The 18,249-nt window shown below is 40.0% G+C and carries 17 protein-coding genes and 1 pseudogene; 3 read left to right on the forward strand and 15 right to left on the reverse strand.

The window, feature by feature from the left end; genetic code table 11:
- The first annotated feature begins 59 nt into the window (after positions 1 to 59).
- Together recU and pbp1a are read left to right on the forward strand one after the other, a co-directional pair.
- Complete coding sequence (gene recU / locus RWZ99_RS03935; RefSeq protein ID WP_314676577.1) at positions 60 to 656, forward strand: Holliday junction resolvase RecU; 597 nt, start codon at positions 60 to 62, stop codon at positions 654 to 656.
- Positions 656 to 2,938, forward strand: a complete 2,283-nt coding sequence (pbp1a, locus tag RWZ99_RS03940) for a penicillin-binding protein PBP1A (protein ID WP_314676578.1) — start codon at positions 656 to 658, stop codon at positions 2,936 to 2,938. The genes recU and pbp1a overlap by 1 nt, the downstream gene beginning before the upstream one ends.
- A 107-nt stretch (positions 2,939 to 3,045) precedes the next feature.
- Here pbp1a and pepC read toward each other — a convergent pair whose 3' ends face one another.
- From pepC to RWZ99_RS03995, 11 genes are all read right to left on the reverse strand, one after another.
- Positions 3,046 to 4,383, reverse strand: coding sequence for an aminopeptidase C (gene pepC, locus RWZ99_RS03945; RefSeq protein ID WP_314676579.1), 1,338 nt, complete (start codon positions 4,381 to 4,383; stop codon positions 3,046 to 3,048).
- A gap of 101 nt (positions 4,384 to 4,484) precedes the next feature.
- Positions 4,485 to 4,925: a DUF805 domain-containing protein gene (locus RWZ99_RS03950; RefSeq protein WP_314676580.1), complete on the reverse strand. Its 441-nt coding sequence runs from the start codon at positions 4,923 to 4,925 to the stop codon at positions 4,485 to 4,487.
- A gap of 15 nt (positions 4,926 to 4,940) precedes the next feature.
- On the reverse strand, positions 4,941 to 5,762 hold the full coding sequence (gene nadE / locus RWZ99_RS03955; RefSeq protein WP_314676581.1) for an ammonia-dependent NAD(+) synthetase: 822 nt from the start codon (positions 5,760 to 5,762) through the stop codon (positions 4,941 to 4,943).
- Between the two features lie 11 nt (positions 5,763 to 5,773).
- Complete coding sequence (locus tag RWZ99_RS03960) at positions 5,774 to 7,228, reverse strand: nicotinate phosphoribosyltransferase (RefSeq protein ID WP_314676583.1); 1,455 nt, start codon at positions 7,226 to 7,228, stop codon at positions 5,774 to 5,776.
- Between the two features lie 184 nt (positions 7,229 to 7,412).
- Positions 7,413 to 8,714 carry an ABC transporter permease gene (locus tag RWZ99_RS03965; RefSeq protein ID WP_314676584.1) on the reverse strand — a complete coding sequence of 434 codons (1,302 nt, stop codon included), beginning with the start codon at positions 8,712 to 8,714 and terminating at the stop codon, positions 7,413 to 7,415.
- A complete protein-coding gene (locus tag RWZ99_RS03970; RefSeq protein WP_314676586.1) occupies positions 8,683 to 9,366 on the reverse strand; it encodes an ABC transporter ATP-binding protein in 684 nt (227 codons plus the stop codon). Before RWZ99_RS03970 ends, RWZ99_RS03965 begins: the two co-directional genes overlap by 32 nt.
- A 211-nt stretch (positions 9,367 to 9,577) precedes the next feature.
- Complete coding sequence (locus RWZ99_RS03975; RefSeq protein ID WP_314676587.1) at positions 9,578 to 10,288, reverse strand: MerR family transcriptional regulator; 711 nt, start codon at positions 10,286 to 10,288, stop codon at positions 9,578 to 9,580.
- Positions 10,289 to 10,364: 76 nt separating this feature from the next.
- Positions 10,365 to 10,793, reverse strand: coding sequence for a DUF3021 family protein (locus tag RWZ99_RS03980; protein WP_314676588.1), 429 nt, complete (start codon positions 10,791 to 10,793; stop codon positions 10,365 to 10,367).
- 9 nt (positions 10,794 to 10,802) lie between these two features.
- Positions 10,803 to 11,258 carry a LytTR family DNA-binding domain-containing protein gene (locus RWZ99_RS03985; protein WP_314676589.1) on the reverse strand — a complete coding sequence of 152 codons (456 nt, stop codon included), beginning with the start codon at positions 11,256 to 11,258 and terminating at the stop codon, positions 10,803 to 10,805.
- 18 nt (positions 11,259 to 11,276) lie between these two features.
- On the reverse strand, positions 11,277 to 12,119 hold the full coding sequence (locus RWZ99_RS03990; RefSeq protein ID WP_314676590.1) for an ABC transporter permease: 843 nt from the start codon (positions 12,117 to 12,119) through the stop codon (positions 11,277 to 11,279).
- Entirely contained in the window at positions 12,119 to 12,985 is an 867-nt protein-coding gene (locus RWZ99_RS03995; protein ID WP_314676591.1) for an ABC transporter ATP-binding protein, read from the reverse strand. Before RWZ99_RS03995 ends, RWZ99_RS03990 begins: the two co-directional genes overlap by 1 nt.
- Positions 12,986 to 13,087: 102 nt before the next feature.
- On the opposite strand from RWZ99_RS03995, the pseudogene RWZ99_RS04000 reads away from it, so the two are divergent.
- A pseudogene (locus RWZ99_RS04000) lies at positions 13,088 to 13,240 on the forward strand (GTP cyclohydrolase); the annotation flags it as partial.
- Positions 13,241 to 13,327: 87 nt separating this feature from the next.
- Here the strand turns inward: RWZ99_RS04000 and RWZ99_RS04005 are convergent.
- From RWZ99_RS04005 to leuS, 4 genes are all read right to left on the reverse strand, one after another.
- Entirely contained in the window at positions 13,328 to 13,741 is a 414-nt protein-coding gene (locus RWZ99_RS04005; protein WP_314676592.1) for a YjdF family protein, read from the reverse strand.
- 141 nt (positions 13,742 to 13,882) lie between these two features.
- On the reverse strand, positions 13,883 to 15,115 hold the full coding sequence (locus RWZ99_RS04010) for an acyl-CoA thioesterase/BAAT N-terminal domain-containing protein (protein ID WP_314676593.1): 1,233 nt from the start codon (positions 15,113 to 15,115) through the stop codon (positions 13,883 to 13,885).
- Between the two features lie 57 nt (positions 15,116 to 15,172).
- Entirely contained in the window at positions 15,173 to 15,628 is a 456-nt protein-coding gene (locus RWZ99_RS04015; RefSeq protein WP_314676594.1) for a MarR family transcriptional regulator, read from the reverse strand.
- A gap of 96 nt (positions 15,629 to 15,724) precedes the next feature.
- The gene (leuS, locus tag RWZ99_RS04020) at positions 15,725 to 18,226 is read right to left on the reverse strand and encodes a leucine--tRNA ligase (RefSeq protein WP_314676596.1); all 2,502 of its coding nucleotides are present in this window, start codon (positions 18,224 to 18,226) and stop codon (positions 15,725 to 15,727) included.
- Positions 18,227 to 18,249 lie beyond the last annotated feature (23 nt).

An 18,249-nucleotide genomic window follows, 5' to 3' on the forward strand; every position in this document is an offset into this window, starting at 1 on the left:
CATTTTATGGTATAATAAAATAGTCTTTATGCATATCTTATAAAAAAGAAGGGAAAGAAATGGTAAACTATCCCCATCAGATATCTCGTAAGATAGCACAAGTACGTACTAAAAAATCGAATAAAGTTGATTTTGCCAATCGGGGGATGAGCTTTGAATCTGCTATTAATGCAACTAATGATTACTATTTGTCGCGTGGTTTAGCTGTTATTCATAAGAAACCTACACCTGTTCAGATTGTCAAAGTCGATTATCCAAAACGCTCACGAGCAAAGATTGTAGAAGCTTACTTCAGGCAAGCCTCAACTACCGACTACTCTGGTGTTTACAAAGGATACTATATTGATTTTGAAGCCAAAGAGACACGGCAAAAAACATCTATGCCTATGAAAAACTTTCATGCGCATCAAATTGAGCATATGTCTCAGGTCATCAATCAAGATGGAATCTGCTTCGTGCTACTTCACTTCTCAACGCTTAAGGAAACCTACCTTCTGCCTGCCAAAGACTTGATCGCTTTTTATCGAATTGATAAGGGGACAAAATCAATGCCTCTTGATTATATCAAAAAAAGAGGTTATGCCATCGCAGAGGTAGCTTATCCTCAAGTTCCTTATTTAGAAATCATTGAAAAATTATTAGGTGGTAACACATAATGGCTAAATTTAATTTCAGCAACTTTAAAGAATCACTTAACGGTTTGACTAAACGTGCTAAAAACATAAAGGTCAAACGTTCAGATTCTTCTCGTTATAACAAAAGAAAACGTTCAGCTACTTCAGATCAAAGTTTAGGCTGGCGTATTGCAAAATACGGTTTTATTGGACTACTGACTTTCTTTGTAATCTCTGTCATCGCTGGGGGTGGACTCTTTGCTTACTATGTTAGCAGTGTGCCTAAACTTACCGAGAACAAGCTACAATCAACAAACTCAAGTAAGATTTACGATGCTAATGGTAGTCTTATCGCTGACTTAGGAGCCGAAAAACGCGAAAGTGCATCAACAGATGAGATTCCTACAACCCTAGTCAATGCAATTACCTCTATCGAGGACAAGCGTTTCTTTACCCATCGCGGTATTGATGTTTTTCGTATTATGGGGGCCGCTATTAACAACCTTAGTCGTAGCAGCACTCAAGGGGGATCTACACTTGACCAACAGTTGATTAAGTTAGCTTACTTCTCAACTAATACCTCGGACCAAACCCTTAAACGTAAGTCACAAGAAATCTGGTTATCTCTCCAAATGGAGCGTCAGTTCACTAAACAAGAAATCTTGACCTTCTACGTTAATAAGGTTTATATGGGTAATGGTTACTACGGTATGAAGACCGCAGCTGAATCTTACTTTGGTAAAGAATTGGGCGACCTTTCAATTGCCCAAGCAGCTCTCCTAGCTGGTATTCCTCAAGCACCAACACAATATGACCCTTATGCTAATCCGGATGCCGCTACAGAGCGTCGTAACACTGTTCTTAATGAAATGTATGAAGACAAAAAAATTTCTAAAGAAGAGTATGAGCAAGCTAAAGCAACGGATGTATCAGATGGTCTTCTTCCTCTTACGAAGAAAGCTAGCTACGAACTATACCTAGATAACTACATCAAACAAGTTATTGAACAAGTCGCTACCGAAGCCAATGCTGATATCTACTCAGCTGGACTCGATGTCTATACAAATCTTGACCCTGATATTCAAAAATTCATTTGGAACGTCTATAATACTGACGACTACATCTACTATCCAAACGATAGCTTCCAGGTTGCATCTACTATCATTGATGTTACCAATGGACATGTTGTTGCTCAATTGGGATCACGTCACCAAGACGAAAATATTGCCCTTGGTACAAACCAAGCGGTTCAAACTGACCGTGACTGGGGTTCTACAATGAAGCCTATCACCGATTACGCACCTGCTATTGAAAAAGGTGTCTACACTAACACCGGTACTACCGTTTATGATAACCCTTATAATTTCCCAGGTTCTTCAACACCAGTTTACAACTGGGACCGTAAGTATTACGGAAGCATCTCTCTGACTTATGCGATTCAACAATCACGTAACGTTACAGCCGTTAAAGCCCTTCAAGCGACTAGTTTGGAGTATGCTCAATCCTTCTTGAAAGATTTAGGTATTGAGTACCCAGAGATGTTCTATTCAAACGCTATCTCGTCTTCAACATCATCATCAGATCCTAAGTATGGTGCATCAAGTGAGAAAATGGCTGCAGCCTATGCAGCCTTCGCAAATGGCGGTACTTACTATAAACCTTCTTACATTAAATCAATTAAATTTGAAGATGGTTCAACAAAATCATACGATTCTAAGGGTGTCGAGGCCATGTCGCCACAAACAGCTTACATGATGAATAGCATGTTGAAACAGGTTTTGACAGGTGGTACGGCGACTGAAGCTTATGTACCTGGCACTATCAATGCCGGTAAAACGGGTACATCTAACTACGATGACGATGAATACTATCAAGTCCAAAAAGAAAGTGGCGTCTACGCTGATCTTATGGTTCCGGATGAAACTTTCGTCGGATACAACACTAAGTATTCAATGGCTATTTGGACAGGTTACAAGAATCGTAAAACACCGGTTTATGGTTCAGATCTTGATATCGCTAAACAAATCTACGGTGTAACAAGTAGCTACCTCAACCAGATGTATGGTGCAGGTTCTGAAGATTTCGATATGCCTAGTGGTGTTTACAACAATGGTAGTTATGTCTTCCTAACTGGTTCATCAACATCAAATGTTTATACAGGATCACTAGGAACATCTAGCTCATCATCAAGTTGGGATTCTAGTCAAAGCAGTGACTCATCAAGTTCACAAGGTAGTCAACAATACGGCCCTGATGCCTCAACTAATCCATCATCATCTGCATCTAGTGGCTCTGAGAATTCGAATACTTCTACAGAAGAATAGTACACTAAAAGAGTTATCCATTTGGATAGCTCTTTTTATATCTCTAAATGCTTATATAGTTGACAAAAAACACTGGGAATTCTATCCAGTGTTTTTGAGATATTCTCTTATTTTGAAGCAAGCGCTCCCATTGGGTCCCAAGGAGCAAGTATCTGTGGTTCTGCTTCATAGGCTGCCAACTCTTCAGATGTAAGGAAGTCTTTACGGACAACGATTTGATATGTGTATTCATCCATCCAAGCATCAGACGCAACAAAGTAACCTTTTTGTCCAACCTTGTCTCCCCAAGAGTTTTCAACCTTCCATTTAATTGGTTTACTATCGGCATCCAGATCAACACCTGTCAATACCATGGCATGGGTCATGAGAGATTCACTGTAGTCCAAACGCCCAGCCTTGTCCTGCGTCAAGTTAATATCCATGCTAGCAGTAAAGTCGTAAACATTAGTGGCAAGAATACCTTTTTGACGGTCCGAAACCTGACCAACATCTGAACCAAACCAAACACTCTCTCCAGCCTTCATTTGTACAATAGCAAGCTCTTTGAATCGGTCCATTGGGAGGTTAATATAACGAACACTTGGCGCACCTACAACATTTCCCAACATCTCAACCGTGTAAGATTTTCCGTAAGGTTTATCAGCTGTTGGAGCGTTGATAACTGATACATAGTCGCTGAGTTTAAGACCAACATATTTTTCAAAGAAGGCCTGTGGCGTGATATTCTTCTCAGAGTGATAGTTATCATCTTTATCTCGGTAAGCAAAATCAAACTGACGTGGTGGTAAGCCAAGGGTCATGGCAAGATAATTGAAGATTTCTTGAAGGAACTCCTCCTTTTTAGCTTGAACAGTAGCCTGATCAGCACCACTGGCAATCAAATCGCGCAAGATTTGGGCATCTTGACGAAGGAGCTTATTAAGGTATTGATTGAGCTCACGACTATTGCTTGAAGCTACAGATTCTGGATATACTGATTTTGGTACAACACCATATTTTTCAAAGAGAGATACGACCATATCCCATTGTCCACCATCTTGTTGAGGGGTATCCAAAAGGAATTTAACCTTACGACTACCAATTTCTTGATCTGCTGTAGCAATGATTTGTTCCAAGAACCAGTTTGATTTTTCATATTTATCCCAGAAAAATGTGTGGGCTTGAGAAAGTTCGAAACTTTCCAATTTGAAGTCTGAAATTAATTTATGGCGGAAAGTATTAAGGGCCGCAAACATCCAGCAACGACCTGAAGCTTTTTGGTTAGACACCTCATCTTTAGTCAAATCAATTGAAAAAACATAATCATTTTCCACTTCTGATTGACGTGTCTCAATAGATTTAAGCAAGCCGTTATGAGTTACTGCGTTTTCGATAGCGCCGTACTTGGCATTGGCCTCATAATCTGCAAATAGTTTTTCTGTGAAATCTGTTGATAGTGAAGTCATAAGATTCCTCCTTTTAAGCCTTATTCCTCTCTATTTTATCACTAATTTCTGAAAATTCAATTTAAAAATAACCCTAGGTTAAACCTAGAGTTACGACAATCTTATTCAACTTTATCCAAAAGCGTTTCGGGTGTTGGTTTAGTTGGCTGACACGACATTACAATGAGTACAATACTTCCAATGAATGAGAAGAAAGTCAAGATTGGTACAAACCCTATACAACTTAGAAGCCCCCAAGCCGGATGGATACCTGCATCTCGCAAACGACGAAATTGAAGAGACAGTTTTGGAATTAGTGTGATCAACCAAAAAATCATTGCTGGCGACATATATTTCAAAATCATTTTTTGTATTTCAGATGAGTCATTTAATATAGCTGGGTCATTAGACACATTACTGAAGGAAGGAATGAGAACAAAACCTACTACAAGGATAGTAGTAATGATGACATTAATCAAGTAAACCCACCAGTAATCTGGGCGTGTCGAACGTCCCCTAAAATCAAAGGCACGCTTCCAAAAATCAATATAAGCTTTAATCATAAATCATTTCTCCTCTTATTTCCAAAAATCGTCAAAAATAGTGATTGGCAAGTGACGTTTGTGTTGACCTTTATGCCACCAATTTTCAATGGTTTCTTGAGCTTTGGCTGATACTTGCTTGCCTTCAAGGTAGTCATCAATTTCACGATAGGTCACTCCTAGTGCCACTTCGTCGGCAATTCCTGGTTTATCTTCTTCCAGATCAGCTGTTGGTACTTTTTCATAAAGGGCTTTATCAGCACCAAGCTCTGCAAGAAGGGCAGCGCCTTGACGCTTGTTTAGACGAAAGAGCGGCAGGATATCCGCACCACCATCACCAAATTTTGTGAAGAACCCTGTAAGGTTTTCAGCGGCGTGGTCTGTCCCAATAACTGCTCCACTATTTTCACCAGCAACCGCATATTGGGTTATCATGCGTTGGCGGGCCTTGATATTTCCCTTATTAAAGTCAGATACGTTTACACCTGCCTTGGCAAGCTCAGCAACTTGACCATCAACAGCTTCTTTAATGTTAACCGTAAGACTTACATCTGGCTTGATAAAAGCTAGGGCACGTTGGGCATCGTCTTCATCTGCTTGGACTCCGTATGGTAAACGAATGGCGATAAACTGATAGTCTTTTTCTGTCTCTGCACGAAGCTCTTCAACCGCAAGTTGCGCAAGACGACCAGCCAATGTTGAATCCTGACCTCCTGAAATCCCTAAGACATATGTTTTTAGGAATGGATGTTTGAGCATGTAGGCCTTCAAAAAATCAACGGATTTTCGAATCTCTTCCTTTGGATCAATGCTAGGTTTAACTCCTAGTTGAGCAATAATCGTTTCTTGCAATGTCATATTTTCTCCTTTTACTCTGACAAGTTATGGGCTTTCTTACGCATATTATCAATCAAGGTCATCTTGTTATCCCAGACATCTTTGGCCAAGTCAACTGGATAATCTTGGGGGTTAAGCACGCGCTTGTACTCATTCCAAAGCTCATCCAATTCCTTAGTCGCATAGGTCTTGATTTCATCAAGACTTGGCAAATCATAAATTAGTTGCCCCTTATCGTAGATTGGGACCAAGAGTGGCACTGCATCGAAATCACGGACAGTCTTGTTGATGTAGGTGTAAGTCGGGTGGAACATATTAATTTCTTCTAAAGCATTAACATCCGTGTCTGCGAAGGTGATATAGTCACCTTCTGATTTACCCTTAGCACGACTCGTAATACGCCACACCTGCTTCTTACCTGGTGTCGAAACCTTCTCAGCGTTGTTGGATAGCTTGATGGTATCACGCATGACTCCCTGATCATCCTCAATTGAGACAATCTTGTAGACAGCACCCAAGGCCGGTTGATCGTAGGCTGTGATAAGCTTAGTACCAACACCCCAAACATCAATCTTGGCCTTCTGCATCTTCAAGTTAAGAATGGTATTTTCATCAAGGTCATTTGAAGCGTAAATCTTGGCATCAGGGAAACCAGCTGCATCTAGTTGCTTACGGACCTGCTTAGATAGATAAGCCAAGTCACCTGAATCAAGACGAACACCCAAGAAATTAATCTTATCACCTAACTCTTTAGCCACACGTATAGCATTTGGAACACCAATCTTAAGGGTATCATAGGTATCCACAAGAAATACGCAGTCTTTATGAGTAGATGCATAGGCTTTAAAGGCATCATAATCGTTGCCATAGGCTTGAACAAGGGCATGGGCATGAGTACCTGAAACTGGAATGCCGAAAATCTTGCCAGCACGTACATTTGATGTCGCATCCGCACCACCAATCACGGCTGCACGTGTCCCCCATATTGCTGCATCCATCTCTTGTGCACGACGTGTCCCAAATTCCAACAGAGGAGCATCCTCAATAACAGAACGAATACGAGCTGCCTTAGTCGCAATAAGAATCTGGTAATTAAGGATATTCAGTAGAGCAGTCTCTACTAGCTGACACTGAGCCAAGGGACCTTCCACTTGGAAAATCGGTTCATTAGCAAATACCAAATCACCCTCAAGGGCTGAATTGATAGTCAACTCGAGTTTTAGGTTAGCTAGATAGTCCAGAAAATCCTTAGGATATCCTAAATCCTTCAGATAAGCAATATCGGTTTCTGAGAAAGTCAGATTTTCAAGATAGTTGACAATACGCTCCAGACCTGCGAACACAGCAAAGCCATTTTTAAACGGAAGTTGACGGAAATAAACTTCGAAAACGGCCTTTTTATTGTGAATACCTTGGTTGAAGTAGACCTGCATCATATTGATTTGATACAAGTCAGTATGCAAGGTTAAACTGTCATCTTTATACATGGATTTCCTCCAATCGGATTGGTACTTATTTTTTTGTTATTAATAGCTTGTATATGCTGACTATTATAGCATTTTTGAGCAATTGTCTCCACTTTTCAGAAAGTTAAATATTGTTTGGATTTTCCGATTTTTCTAATGATTGCTTTGACGAAAAAGAGTAGCCTTGATAGACTACTCTTCATTTCTATTCATATCTTAGGGACTCGACAGGGTCCATTTTACTGATTTTACGTGCTGGAAGGTAGGCTGACACATAGCCCATCAAGAGTGAGAAGACAAACATAATGAGAATTGATGTCAGGTTGAGGTAAAATACCTTGCTGACATTTGGGTAGAGATGTGAAACAATCATGTTGGCCAGACTTCCAATTCCTTGTGATACAAGGAGGGCAAGAGCCAGTGAAATACCTGTAATCCAAAGTGCCTCATAAACAAAGATAGCTTTTACGTCACGATTAAGGTAACCTACGGCCTTCATAACACCAATCTCTTTTGAACGTTGCATGATATTGATATAGATGATAATCCCAATCATAACAGCCGAAACTAGGATAGCTTGTGACGACAGGATAATCAAGAGAGCCTGGATAACACGGATGAATTTAATAATGACATCTAGGATACCCTGTTGAGAAAGAACCAGGTACTTCTTGTTTTTCTGTAACTTTTTAGTAACCTCCTTAGTCTTGGCTGGATCCTTAAGCTCCAAAAGCATGTAAGAAACTGTCTTGGTAAAGCCATTTTCTTTGAGCAGAGATTCCAATTGTTTGGCAGGCATATAACTAGTGCTTTCTTCAGCATCCTCGCTGTCATCAACAATACGGACAATCTTTGCCTTGATATCAGCTACTTTAGTTCCCTCAGCAGTATTTTCGACAATTTGAGCTGACACTTCCTTACCGATAAAGTCTTTAGCCTTGAGCTTCTTGCCGGTTTCTTCATTGTACTGTTTAACAAAGCTCATTGGAAGGGTCAAGCCCTCTTCATCGGCAGATTCAAAAGGTTTACCAGCTGAAATCTTATCCTTATCATTGCGAGATGTAGAGATTTTTGTGTCCTTGTAGAGACTGATAATCTGAGAATAGTTAGGAAGGTCCTTGCTGAAATCCATGGTCTTGCCATCAAGAGTAAGACTGGCCATATTCATTCCGAAGGGACTCTCCAAATATTTAATGTCGTCACTCTTAATCTGACTACGAATAAACTTCTCATCATCCGCATTTAGAACTCCTCTAGCCGCTGATTTAGCACTAAGACTAATCTGAATTTGGGATGGAATGTTGCCACCATCGGTACTGTCATTAATCATACCAACAATAGCATTTCCCAAACCAAAGGAAATCAAGACACCGATAAAACCAATGGAGGTCGCTGTCGCAATCAATAGATTACGCCATTTACGTTCCATGAAATTGCTTAAAGATAATTTGAATTTGTTTTTGAGAGTCAACCCCTTATTTTTCGATTGTTTCAACGACTTCACCATCCTTCATTTTAATGACAACATCCGCATAATCCGCCACTTCAGGGTTATGGGTTACGATAATCACAGTCTTACCCGCCTCAGCTAGCTCTTTAAATATCTCTAGGACGTTTTCCTGAGACTGAGAATCAAGAGAACCTGTCGGTTCATCAGCTACAATCATTTCTGGATTATTGACTAGGGAACGGGCAATGGCTACACGTTGTTTTTGTCCACCAGAAAGCTGCTTAACATTTTTCTTGATAAAGTCTCCGATTCCAAGACGGCTGAGCTCCCTTTCCGCAATCTCGACCATCTCTTTATCAGTCATATTTTTAACGTAAAGAGGCATCTTGACATTTTCAAGGACTGTTTGATGAGGGATAAGATTGAAATTTTGGAAGACAAAGCCAATATGGGCCTTTCTAAAATAGGTCAAGTCACGCTCTGAAAAATCACGCATGTTCTGATTTTTGAAATAAAGATTACCTTGATACTGACTGTCCAAACCGCTAATAATACTAAGCAGACTGGTCTTACCACAGCCAGATGGACCGTAGATAGCAGTAATCTTTCCTGGTGCAATATCAAGTGTGACATCATTCAAAGCGCGCTCTTGGTTTGTCCCATCGAGATTATAGTACTTTGAGATGTGGTCAATGGTTAAAATGGACATGATTTCCTCCATAAATTTGATTTAGGTTAGACTTTGATTAACCTTCCACTGATTATCCGCAAGAAAATTTCAAGTAAATCAGTAGAAACCGTTAACTAATCGCCTTTTAAAACGATATATAAATTATAATCATTTAATGTTTATAAAAATAGTGACATAAATGTCACTATGGCATGAAAAAAGCCAAAGTCCGTAAGACTTTGGCCTTGGTTTATTGACAATAAATACAAATAGCTTCTGCGAGAAAGACCGCAGTCCCTTCTCCCCCGACTTTATCGATAAAGCTAGAAAAGCGATTATCTGTTTGGTACATCTGACCTAGCCCAGCTAATACCGTTTGGTCACATGGATAAAAATGTTGACTAATATAGTCTTGTAGCACCTTTACTTGCTCCTGAACACTATCATCACCGGGATTGGACTCCTTGAGCTGTCCAAAGGTAGACATAATTGCAGTCATCTCTTTGGTAACTTTAGGGAAGGATTCCTCCCCCTTGGCCGCAAAAGCTTGATAAGCTTCTGTCTGACCCCATCTAGCCTGAGCTTCTTGCTGAAATTCTTCCACAGCTTTTTGATCAAATACTTCAAATGACATTTCCTCTTCCTCCATTTGTAAGGCCCTAGCATGAGCTATGATAGCTTCTAAACGGGACTTTTTCAGCTCTAACAGCTTGATTTGATCCCTAAGTGCTTGGACTTTGTCATAGCTTGCTTGACCTACAATTTCCTTAATTTTTTTGAGAGGAAAGTCTAACTCACGGTAAAGCAATATTTCCTGCAAACGGACGACCGCATCGCGATTATAGTAACGGTAGCCATTTTCAGCAACAACTGACGGTTTCAGTAAATCAATTTCGTCATAATAATGAAGGGTGCGCACGCTGACACCTGATAGTTGGCTAACTTCTTTTACAGATTTCATTAGAACTCCTCTCTGATTAAGAGTATAGGCTATGACGTGGCGTGAGGGTCAAGGGAAAAAGATACTTTTTTAAATTTCAATAGAGTTTCTTACTTTTCTGTTTTCGACGATGTATTAAGGCTTGATTAATACGTTGGGTTCTCATATGCATTTGCCAAATGAGATAAAGCCATATAATAATATAAACGGAAATGAAGACAATCCATATGATAGGATTCAGCAAAGCATTAGTCCAACCCGATATTAGACAAGTCCCTATCAGTACAATCGCTGTCAACAAGAAATGTAACATTATTCTATGTCTGTACGACATATGGTCGAATTCTTCCAAAATCCACGAGAGCATTCCCATTAAGCCACTCATCATAAAGAGGGCTAAAATATTTCCCACACTAACTTTTGGATAGATAAGCTGGGGAAATAGTTGACCTAGTAAAAGGAGGGCAAGGTAGAAGAACGATCCCGTTCTCACGCCGGATACAAAATAAGCAATTAAACGTTTCATTGATTCCTCCTAGACCCCTAAATAATCCATCAAGGATTTGACATATTTTCGGCTGACACTAGACTTAAGGCCACCTGTCATTTTAGCCATCATATTTCCAGAAAAACTATCTGATAAAGACTCCAGATGGTCTATATTCATAACAGCATGACGTGATATCTGCAAAAAACTTCGACGATTAATACGATGCTGAAAATTTATCAGTGTCTCTTTCATCGTATATGTTTTGTCTATTGTATAAATCGTTAACACATTCTTATCAATCTCAGCTAGGATAATGTCGTCAATTTTTACCATAACCAAATGATCATCTGATTTAATAGGAATCACCACTTGATTTACAACTGAAAATTGTTCGAGGTAATCCATTACCTCTCGTGCTTGATCAGATAATCGCTCCGCTTGGATGACAACATAGGGGTCCTTTGTAGAAATATCTGACTTTTCTTCAAAACGAATTTTCATTCCTATTCCAACTCTCACTTATTTTTTCTTACTAGACTTTTTCACTAAAACAGACCAAAGAATGCCTACTAGAAGAATACCTCCTAACACTATAAGGTAAGTATTTTCCTTTGTCAACAAGTCTTGCCACTTGAGTTGAACACCCATTTTCTCTTGGAACTCTTGACGAAGATCATCTTGACCTTTAAAGGTCTCACTTAATGTTTCATTCATGAGGACTTGCCGATAAAGTGATGCAATATAGGTTGCTGGGGTACATTTCATTAGTAGTTGAGCAAAATTGGGTAGAACGCCCAAAGGTACATAGGTTCCTACCAAAAAGCCAGAAGCTGTACCCACTATGGTCGCAAACTTTCCAAGACTGTCTACTGATTGGAAAAAATGAACAAAAATGGCATTCACCAAGCTAGAAAGCAGGCTACTAAGCAGCATAATGAGGAGTACTTCAGGTAGCATGGATAGTTTGGGAACTTCTCTAAAATAGCCACACATCAGCACATACATAAGGACCTGCATGGCAAAAGAAATGATGATTGCACTCGCAAGATACGAAAACGCTATCCGCCATTTTCCTTGATCCGATAAATAAAGATCCTGATCTACTTGACGTTCGCGGTCCCTTACCAACTGAGTCAGGGTAGCCAGACTCGTTGTGATTCCTGTTACTGCCAACGTCCCGCCCATTAACCAATTATTTAACACAGAACCACTATTGGGGAGCTGAGCCCAGGCATCCGTTAGATTCTTTTGGAGAAAGATAATATAGAGAATAAAGGAAATCACGGCTCCCAACAAGGAAAAGAAAACTCCTGAACGATTCCTAAAATACAATAAAAAATTTCGCTTTAGTAAGGCTAGCATTAGCGGACCTCCCTTCCTGTAAGTGCAATAAAGGCATCATCCATGGTCCCTGGACGAAACTCAAAATGGGCTATTTTATCTCTAACTTGTGTCAGGTAATCAATGGCTTCCCTTTCACTCTCGGGTTGAAAAACATATTCCAATTGACTTTGTTGCTCTACTAACATTCCCGAAGATTTGACACTTTCTATCTGCTGTATCTCCTTGAAGCGAATCTTTAAGATATTAGTAGCATACTGGCTCTTAATATCTAGCGCCGATCCCTGAGCAATCACTTTCCCATGGTCCACAATATAAATCTGATCAGACTCATCTGCTTCATCAAGATAATGCGTGGTCAATACAACGGTCATCCCCTCTTCTCTCTGCAATTGATAGAGCAAATCCCAAATAGACTTCCGGGTTTGAATGTCTAAACCTGTCGTTGGCTCATCTAAGAACAGAATATCTGGACTGTGTAGTAGAGCACGCGCAATGTCAACCCGACGCTTTTGACCACCTGACAATGTCCCATAGAGTTGTTTCTGGAAAGCAGTCAAACCCAGTTGATTGATCAACTTCTCCACACGACTTGCTTTGATTCCCTTATACTGTTGGGCACGAATCGTGAGATTTTCCCTAACTGTCAACATCTCGTCCAGTACACTAGCTTGAAAAACAACTCCGATTTTTGTATTTGGTGCATATAGAACCTGACCTTGTGTTGGTTCTTTCAAACCGATTAACATGGAAATAGTTGTTGATTTTCCTGCACCATTGGGACCCAAAATAGCATTAAAACTTCCTTTTTCAAACTGTAACTGAATATCGTCAACAGCCGTGTGATTACCGTACCGTTTTGTTAAATGTTTAGCTTGTAAAATCATATTTCTCCCTCCTTCTGACACATTTAGTCTAACAAAAAAGCCGTCAGAAAAACGGCTTTTGGGGATAAGTGGTTGAAATGTTAGGTTAAGTGGTGAGATGGAAGAGCTAAAAATAAGGAAGTTGTTCATAAAACCATTACACAAGATCCATTCTACCAAAATGAGATTGCTCAATATGACATCATTGAATTTGAGACAAGTAAGTATTGTCCTGAATTTGAAACTGTCATTAGTAAAACTTTTAACGACAAGTAGATCTATTACGAAAGGAATTTTCAATACAAGCAAAAACAGCTCTTTTTATACGAAAAGAGCTGTTCTATTTTATGAAAGAGAAAGTCACTAGTGGCCCTTGTGCTTCTCTTTACGTTTCTGCTGTTGGCGTTTAAATTTCTCTTGTTTGAGCAATTGCTTTTGAAGACTAGACTGTTGTTTTGAATGCCTTTTTCGTTCATCATACTGCAACTGCAAGAGCTCTTGTGACTTAGAAGAAACTTTCTGCTTCACCTGTTTCTTTACAGCTCGCTGCAGACGCTTCGGATTCTTAATCTTCACATACTGTTTGACTGTTGCCTCTGGACTAAAAGATAACCGAGCAAACTTAGTCTGTAAAAATTTCAAAATTTCATCATCTTTTGGCTCCTGACCAAATGTCACACGACAAACTTGATAAGTTTCCTGATACTCTTGTTCAACCAATCCATGCCAAAATCCATCTTCAAAATAAACTGTCAATCCAATTGAAACAATTTCCACGACAGCACCTCCTTAAATCTATCCCTAAGAATGGACAACCAAGGAGGAAGGTTACTGATAGGCTTGCCTACGTCTGGACTACCAACCAGAACTGTGTTTTTATCTTAGTTGGGACTATTATAGCATATTTATAATCTATTTTTATTGCTTCTTCAAATGCCTATCAAAAAAATGAATCGTAGCCAACCAAGAATCCTTGTTCTCTTTCATCAGTAAACACCAGTCTTTTCGATAACGATGATTTGGTTGATAAGCCACCGTCAACATGTGACCTATTTCATGATATTTTTTAAATGTAATGTAGTGTCCTTTATAATGTGAGACAATATCATCAATTGCTGACGAGGCATCCCATATTTCATCAACAGTACTTCCAAGCAATAAGATTGGTGAATGGATGTGACCAATATCTATCCTAGCAGAACAATCTTTAGGGAAGGCTTTTCTAAAAAGTTTACTGAACAGATAATCTCTAAGTCGAAACTTTTGATAGGGAAGTTCTTTTTGCAAATACGTCCAAGAGGAAGTATGAGAGTTCCATTTCCCTTTTATTCCTTCATACACCACATCAGAGGGGGAATTTAGTACCAAACATTGAACGTCATTAAAAATGCTCTCCTCAGCTAAAACTAACTCTGCTCCCTTAGACCGTCCATAGATTCCAATTCTTTCACTATCTACTTGAGGGTGCTGACGTAGAAAATTCTTTGCCTCCACAAGACACTCCAAAGAAATACATTCCAAATGTTTTGGTAACCCCTCTAAACCAAAATAAGCTATTGCAAGACAAATATAACCTCTAGAAGATAAAAGTTGGGCAATATTCTGTGCCTTTTCAATCCTTCCTTCACTACCGCTCACAATAATCAATGCTGGTGTTTTCATTGCCTTTTTATCATAAAAGAGTCTCCCTTGAAAATGTTTCCCATAAATATCTTGATGACTAATTTGTGAACTCATGTAATGTCTCGTGAAAGTTCTCTCTGCAATGACAGTATTTCCTTGCATAATTTTGATTCCTACAAAAAAACGATCTAATAAGGGAATTTTAGAAAGAGAGTTTGGAAGTTTCTTTCTCTTATTGGTCAAGGGCTTGGCATTAAAAAATAGTCCCATTGTTGAAATGCCTTCATAAGAGCCAGAACAGGATGGAGTTTGTGAAATATCAATAATACCATTCGTATCTGATACAAAAGTCGCTGTTGATTTCCATAAAACATCATGATCTAAAAACATGGGAGCATTGATACAATAATAATCAGATAGAAGCATTTCGACTCGATATGTTTCTCTTGGTTTTAAGTCATTGATGACAATATTAAAAGACTCGTCTGCTAACTCAGACTCTGAGATAAGTTCAATTTGTATATTCATATCTTCCTCTTTTTTGTTAATATAATTAACAATATGGTTTTAAAATTACCGTGATGTTTACCACGGTAATTCTCGCCATACCTGTTCAACATCATCCATCAGTTTCATAACCATTTGAAGATCCTCCTCACTATAGCTTCTTAAAACTGAAAAAATGGCTTTTTCAATATGTTCTTGCTGCTCTTTATGGATGTTAAAAACTTCAACTCCTTTTTTAGATAATGTCAGATATTTATTTTTTTCATTATCCTGTGCAAATTCAAAAGAAACGAGGTCTTTCTTGGTTAAACGTCTAACACTTTGAGTAACGGCACTCCTTGATACTTCAAGTAACTCAGATAATTTCACTAGATTTACAGGCTGATTCCGACCTATTAGGTCAATCAAATGAACTTCATTAATAGTGATTGACTTATCAATGCTATTCCTATGCTGATCCTTTTTTAACCGTTCAAAGGCTAAAGCAAAGCTGTTAAAACGATTATTAAACCTATGCAGTTCTCTCTTATTCATAGCTTCCTTCCTTTTGTTAATTATATTAACAAAATATCATTTTCTTGTCAAGAAAAGTAAAAAATCCTCCAGAACTTAGCTCTGAAGGATTCATTTTTATTTCACAACAATATTAACGAGTTTATTAGGGACACTAATCACTTTCACGATTTCCTTGCCATCAATCTCTGCTTTGACTTTTTCGTTAGCGAGAGCGACCTCTTGCAATTCTTCGCGTGAAAGGTCTTTAGCGACCATGAGTTTGGCACGGACTTTACCTTTGATTTGGACAACGATTTCGATTTCGTCTTCGACCAATTTACTTTCGTCCCATGTTGGCCAAGCTACATAAGAGATAGACTCACCTGTTGCTGCCACTATTTGCCAGAGTTCTTCTGCCAAGTGAGGCGCAACTGGGGCAAGCAATTGGATAAAGCCTTTGGCATAATCCACATAGAGTTTGTCTTCCTTATTAGCGGCATTGACAAAGACCATGAGTTGGGCAATGTCTGTGTTGAACTTCATCGACTCGATTTGCTCTGTGACAGATTTAACAGTTTCGTTATAAACCTTGTCAAGAGCACCATTGTTTTCCGCAACGATTTCTTTGGTTGTCATCAAACGGTAAACACGGTCGAGGAATTTACGGCTTCCTTCCAGACCTTCTTCTGACCAAGCGATTGAAGCATCGAGTGGTCCCATGAACATTTCATAGACACGAAGGGTATCGGCACCGTATTGTTCCACCACATCGTCTGGGTTCACCACGTTCTTGAGGGATTTCGACATCTTAGCTGGTGCTTGCTCCAACTCTTCTCCTGTTTCCACATGGAAGAAGGAACCGTCACGTTTTTCAACCTTGTCAGTCGCTACAAGAGCCCCACGGTGGTCACGGTAGCTAGTCCCCAAGATCATTCCTTGGTTAAAGAGTTTTTGGAATGGTTCTTTCGTCGGAACGACACCGATATCATAGAGGAATTTATGCCAGAAACGAGCGTAAAGCAAGTGAAGAACGGCGTGCTCTGCACCACCCACGTAGATATCAACTGGCAACCATTGTTTGAGGAGGTCTTCATCAGCCAATTTCTCTGTATTATGTGGGTCGATGTAGCGGAGGTAGTACCAGCTTGAACCTGCCCATTGTGGCATCGTGTTAGTTTCACGACGACCTTTGACACCATCTTCACGAGTCACTTCAAGCCAGTCTGTCAAATTAGCTAGTGGACTTTCACCAGTACCTGAAGGGCGGATATCCTTGGTGACTGGCAAGACAAGTGGGAGTTCACTTTCTGGAACGGCTGTTGAAGTCCCATCTTCCCAATGGATGATTGGGATTGGCTCACCCCAGTAACGTTGACGGCTAAAGAGCCAGTCACGAAGACGGTATGTGATTTTTTCTTGACCAAAGCCTTTTTCTTCCAACCAAGCCACAATTTTAGTAATCGCTTCTTCTTTGTTGAGACCGTTCAAGAAGTCAGAGTTGACGTGAAGTCCATCTTCTGTGTAAGCAGCTTCTTCAACGTTTCCACCTTCAAGTACTTCTACGATTGGAAGATCGAATTGTTTGGCAAATTCCCAGTCACGCTCATCATGGGCAGGTACGGCCATAACAGCACCTGTTCCGTAGCTAGCAAGAACATAGTCCGCAATCCAGATTGGGATTTCTTTACCGTTAACAGGGTTTACAGCATAAGCTCCAGTCCAAACCCCTGTTTTTTCCTTGGCAAGGTCTGTACGAGCCAAGTCTGATTTAAGGCTGGCTTGGTGTTTGTAGTCAGCCACAGCTTCAGCTTGTTCAGGACTTGTGATAGCATCTACTAGTTCATGCTCAGGCGCCAAAACAGTGAAGGTTGCACCAAAAAGGGTATCTGGACGTGTCGTAAAGACGGTAAATTCCTTGTCAGTACCTTTCACTTTGAAGGTGACATTGGCACCAGTTGATTTCCCAATCCAGTTGCGTTGCATGTCCTTGATAGACTCTGGCCAATCTAAGTCATCCAAGTCATTGAGCAAGCGCTCTGCATAAGCAGTGATTTTGAGCATCCATTGGCGCATTGGTTTGCGGACAACTGGATAACCTCCACGCTCAGATGTTCCATCTGGAAGGACTTCTTCATTGGCGATAGCTGTTCCTAATTCCTCAACCCAGTTTACTGGCACTTCCGCTTCATAAGCCAAACCTTTTTCGTAAAGCTTAGTGAAAATCCACTGCGTCCACTTGTAGTAGTTTGGATCTGTCGTATTGACTTCACGGTCCCAGTCGTAAGAGAAGCCAAGCGCGTTGATTTGGCGTTTAAAGTTGGCAATATTTTCCGCCGTAAAGTCAGCTGGATCATTACCAGTATCCATAGCGTACTGCTCTGCAGGCAAACCAAAAGCATCCCATCCCATTGGGTGAAGGACGTTATAGCCTTGGGCACGTTTGAAACGGCTAAGGATATCGGTCGCTGTGTAACCTTCTGGGTGTCCTACGTGCAGACCTGCTCCAGATGGGTAAGGGAACATGTCAAGCGCATAAAACTTAGGTTTTGAGGCATCTGTTCCTGTCTTAAAAGTGTGATGGTCAGCCCAGTATTTTTGCCACTTGGGCTCGATTTCTTTATGATTGTAAAAACTCATGGTTTCTCTCCAATATTCGTAAT

It is taken from the genome of uncultured Streptococcus sp., assembly GCF_963545685.1.
Taxonomy (GTDB): domain Bacteria; phylum Bacillota; class Bacilli; order Lactobacillales; family Streptococcaceae; genus Streptococcus.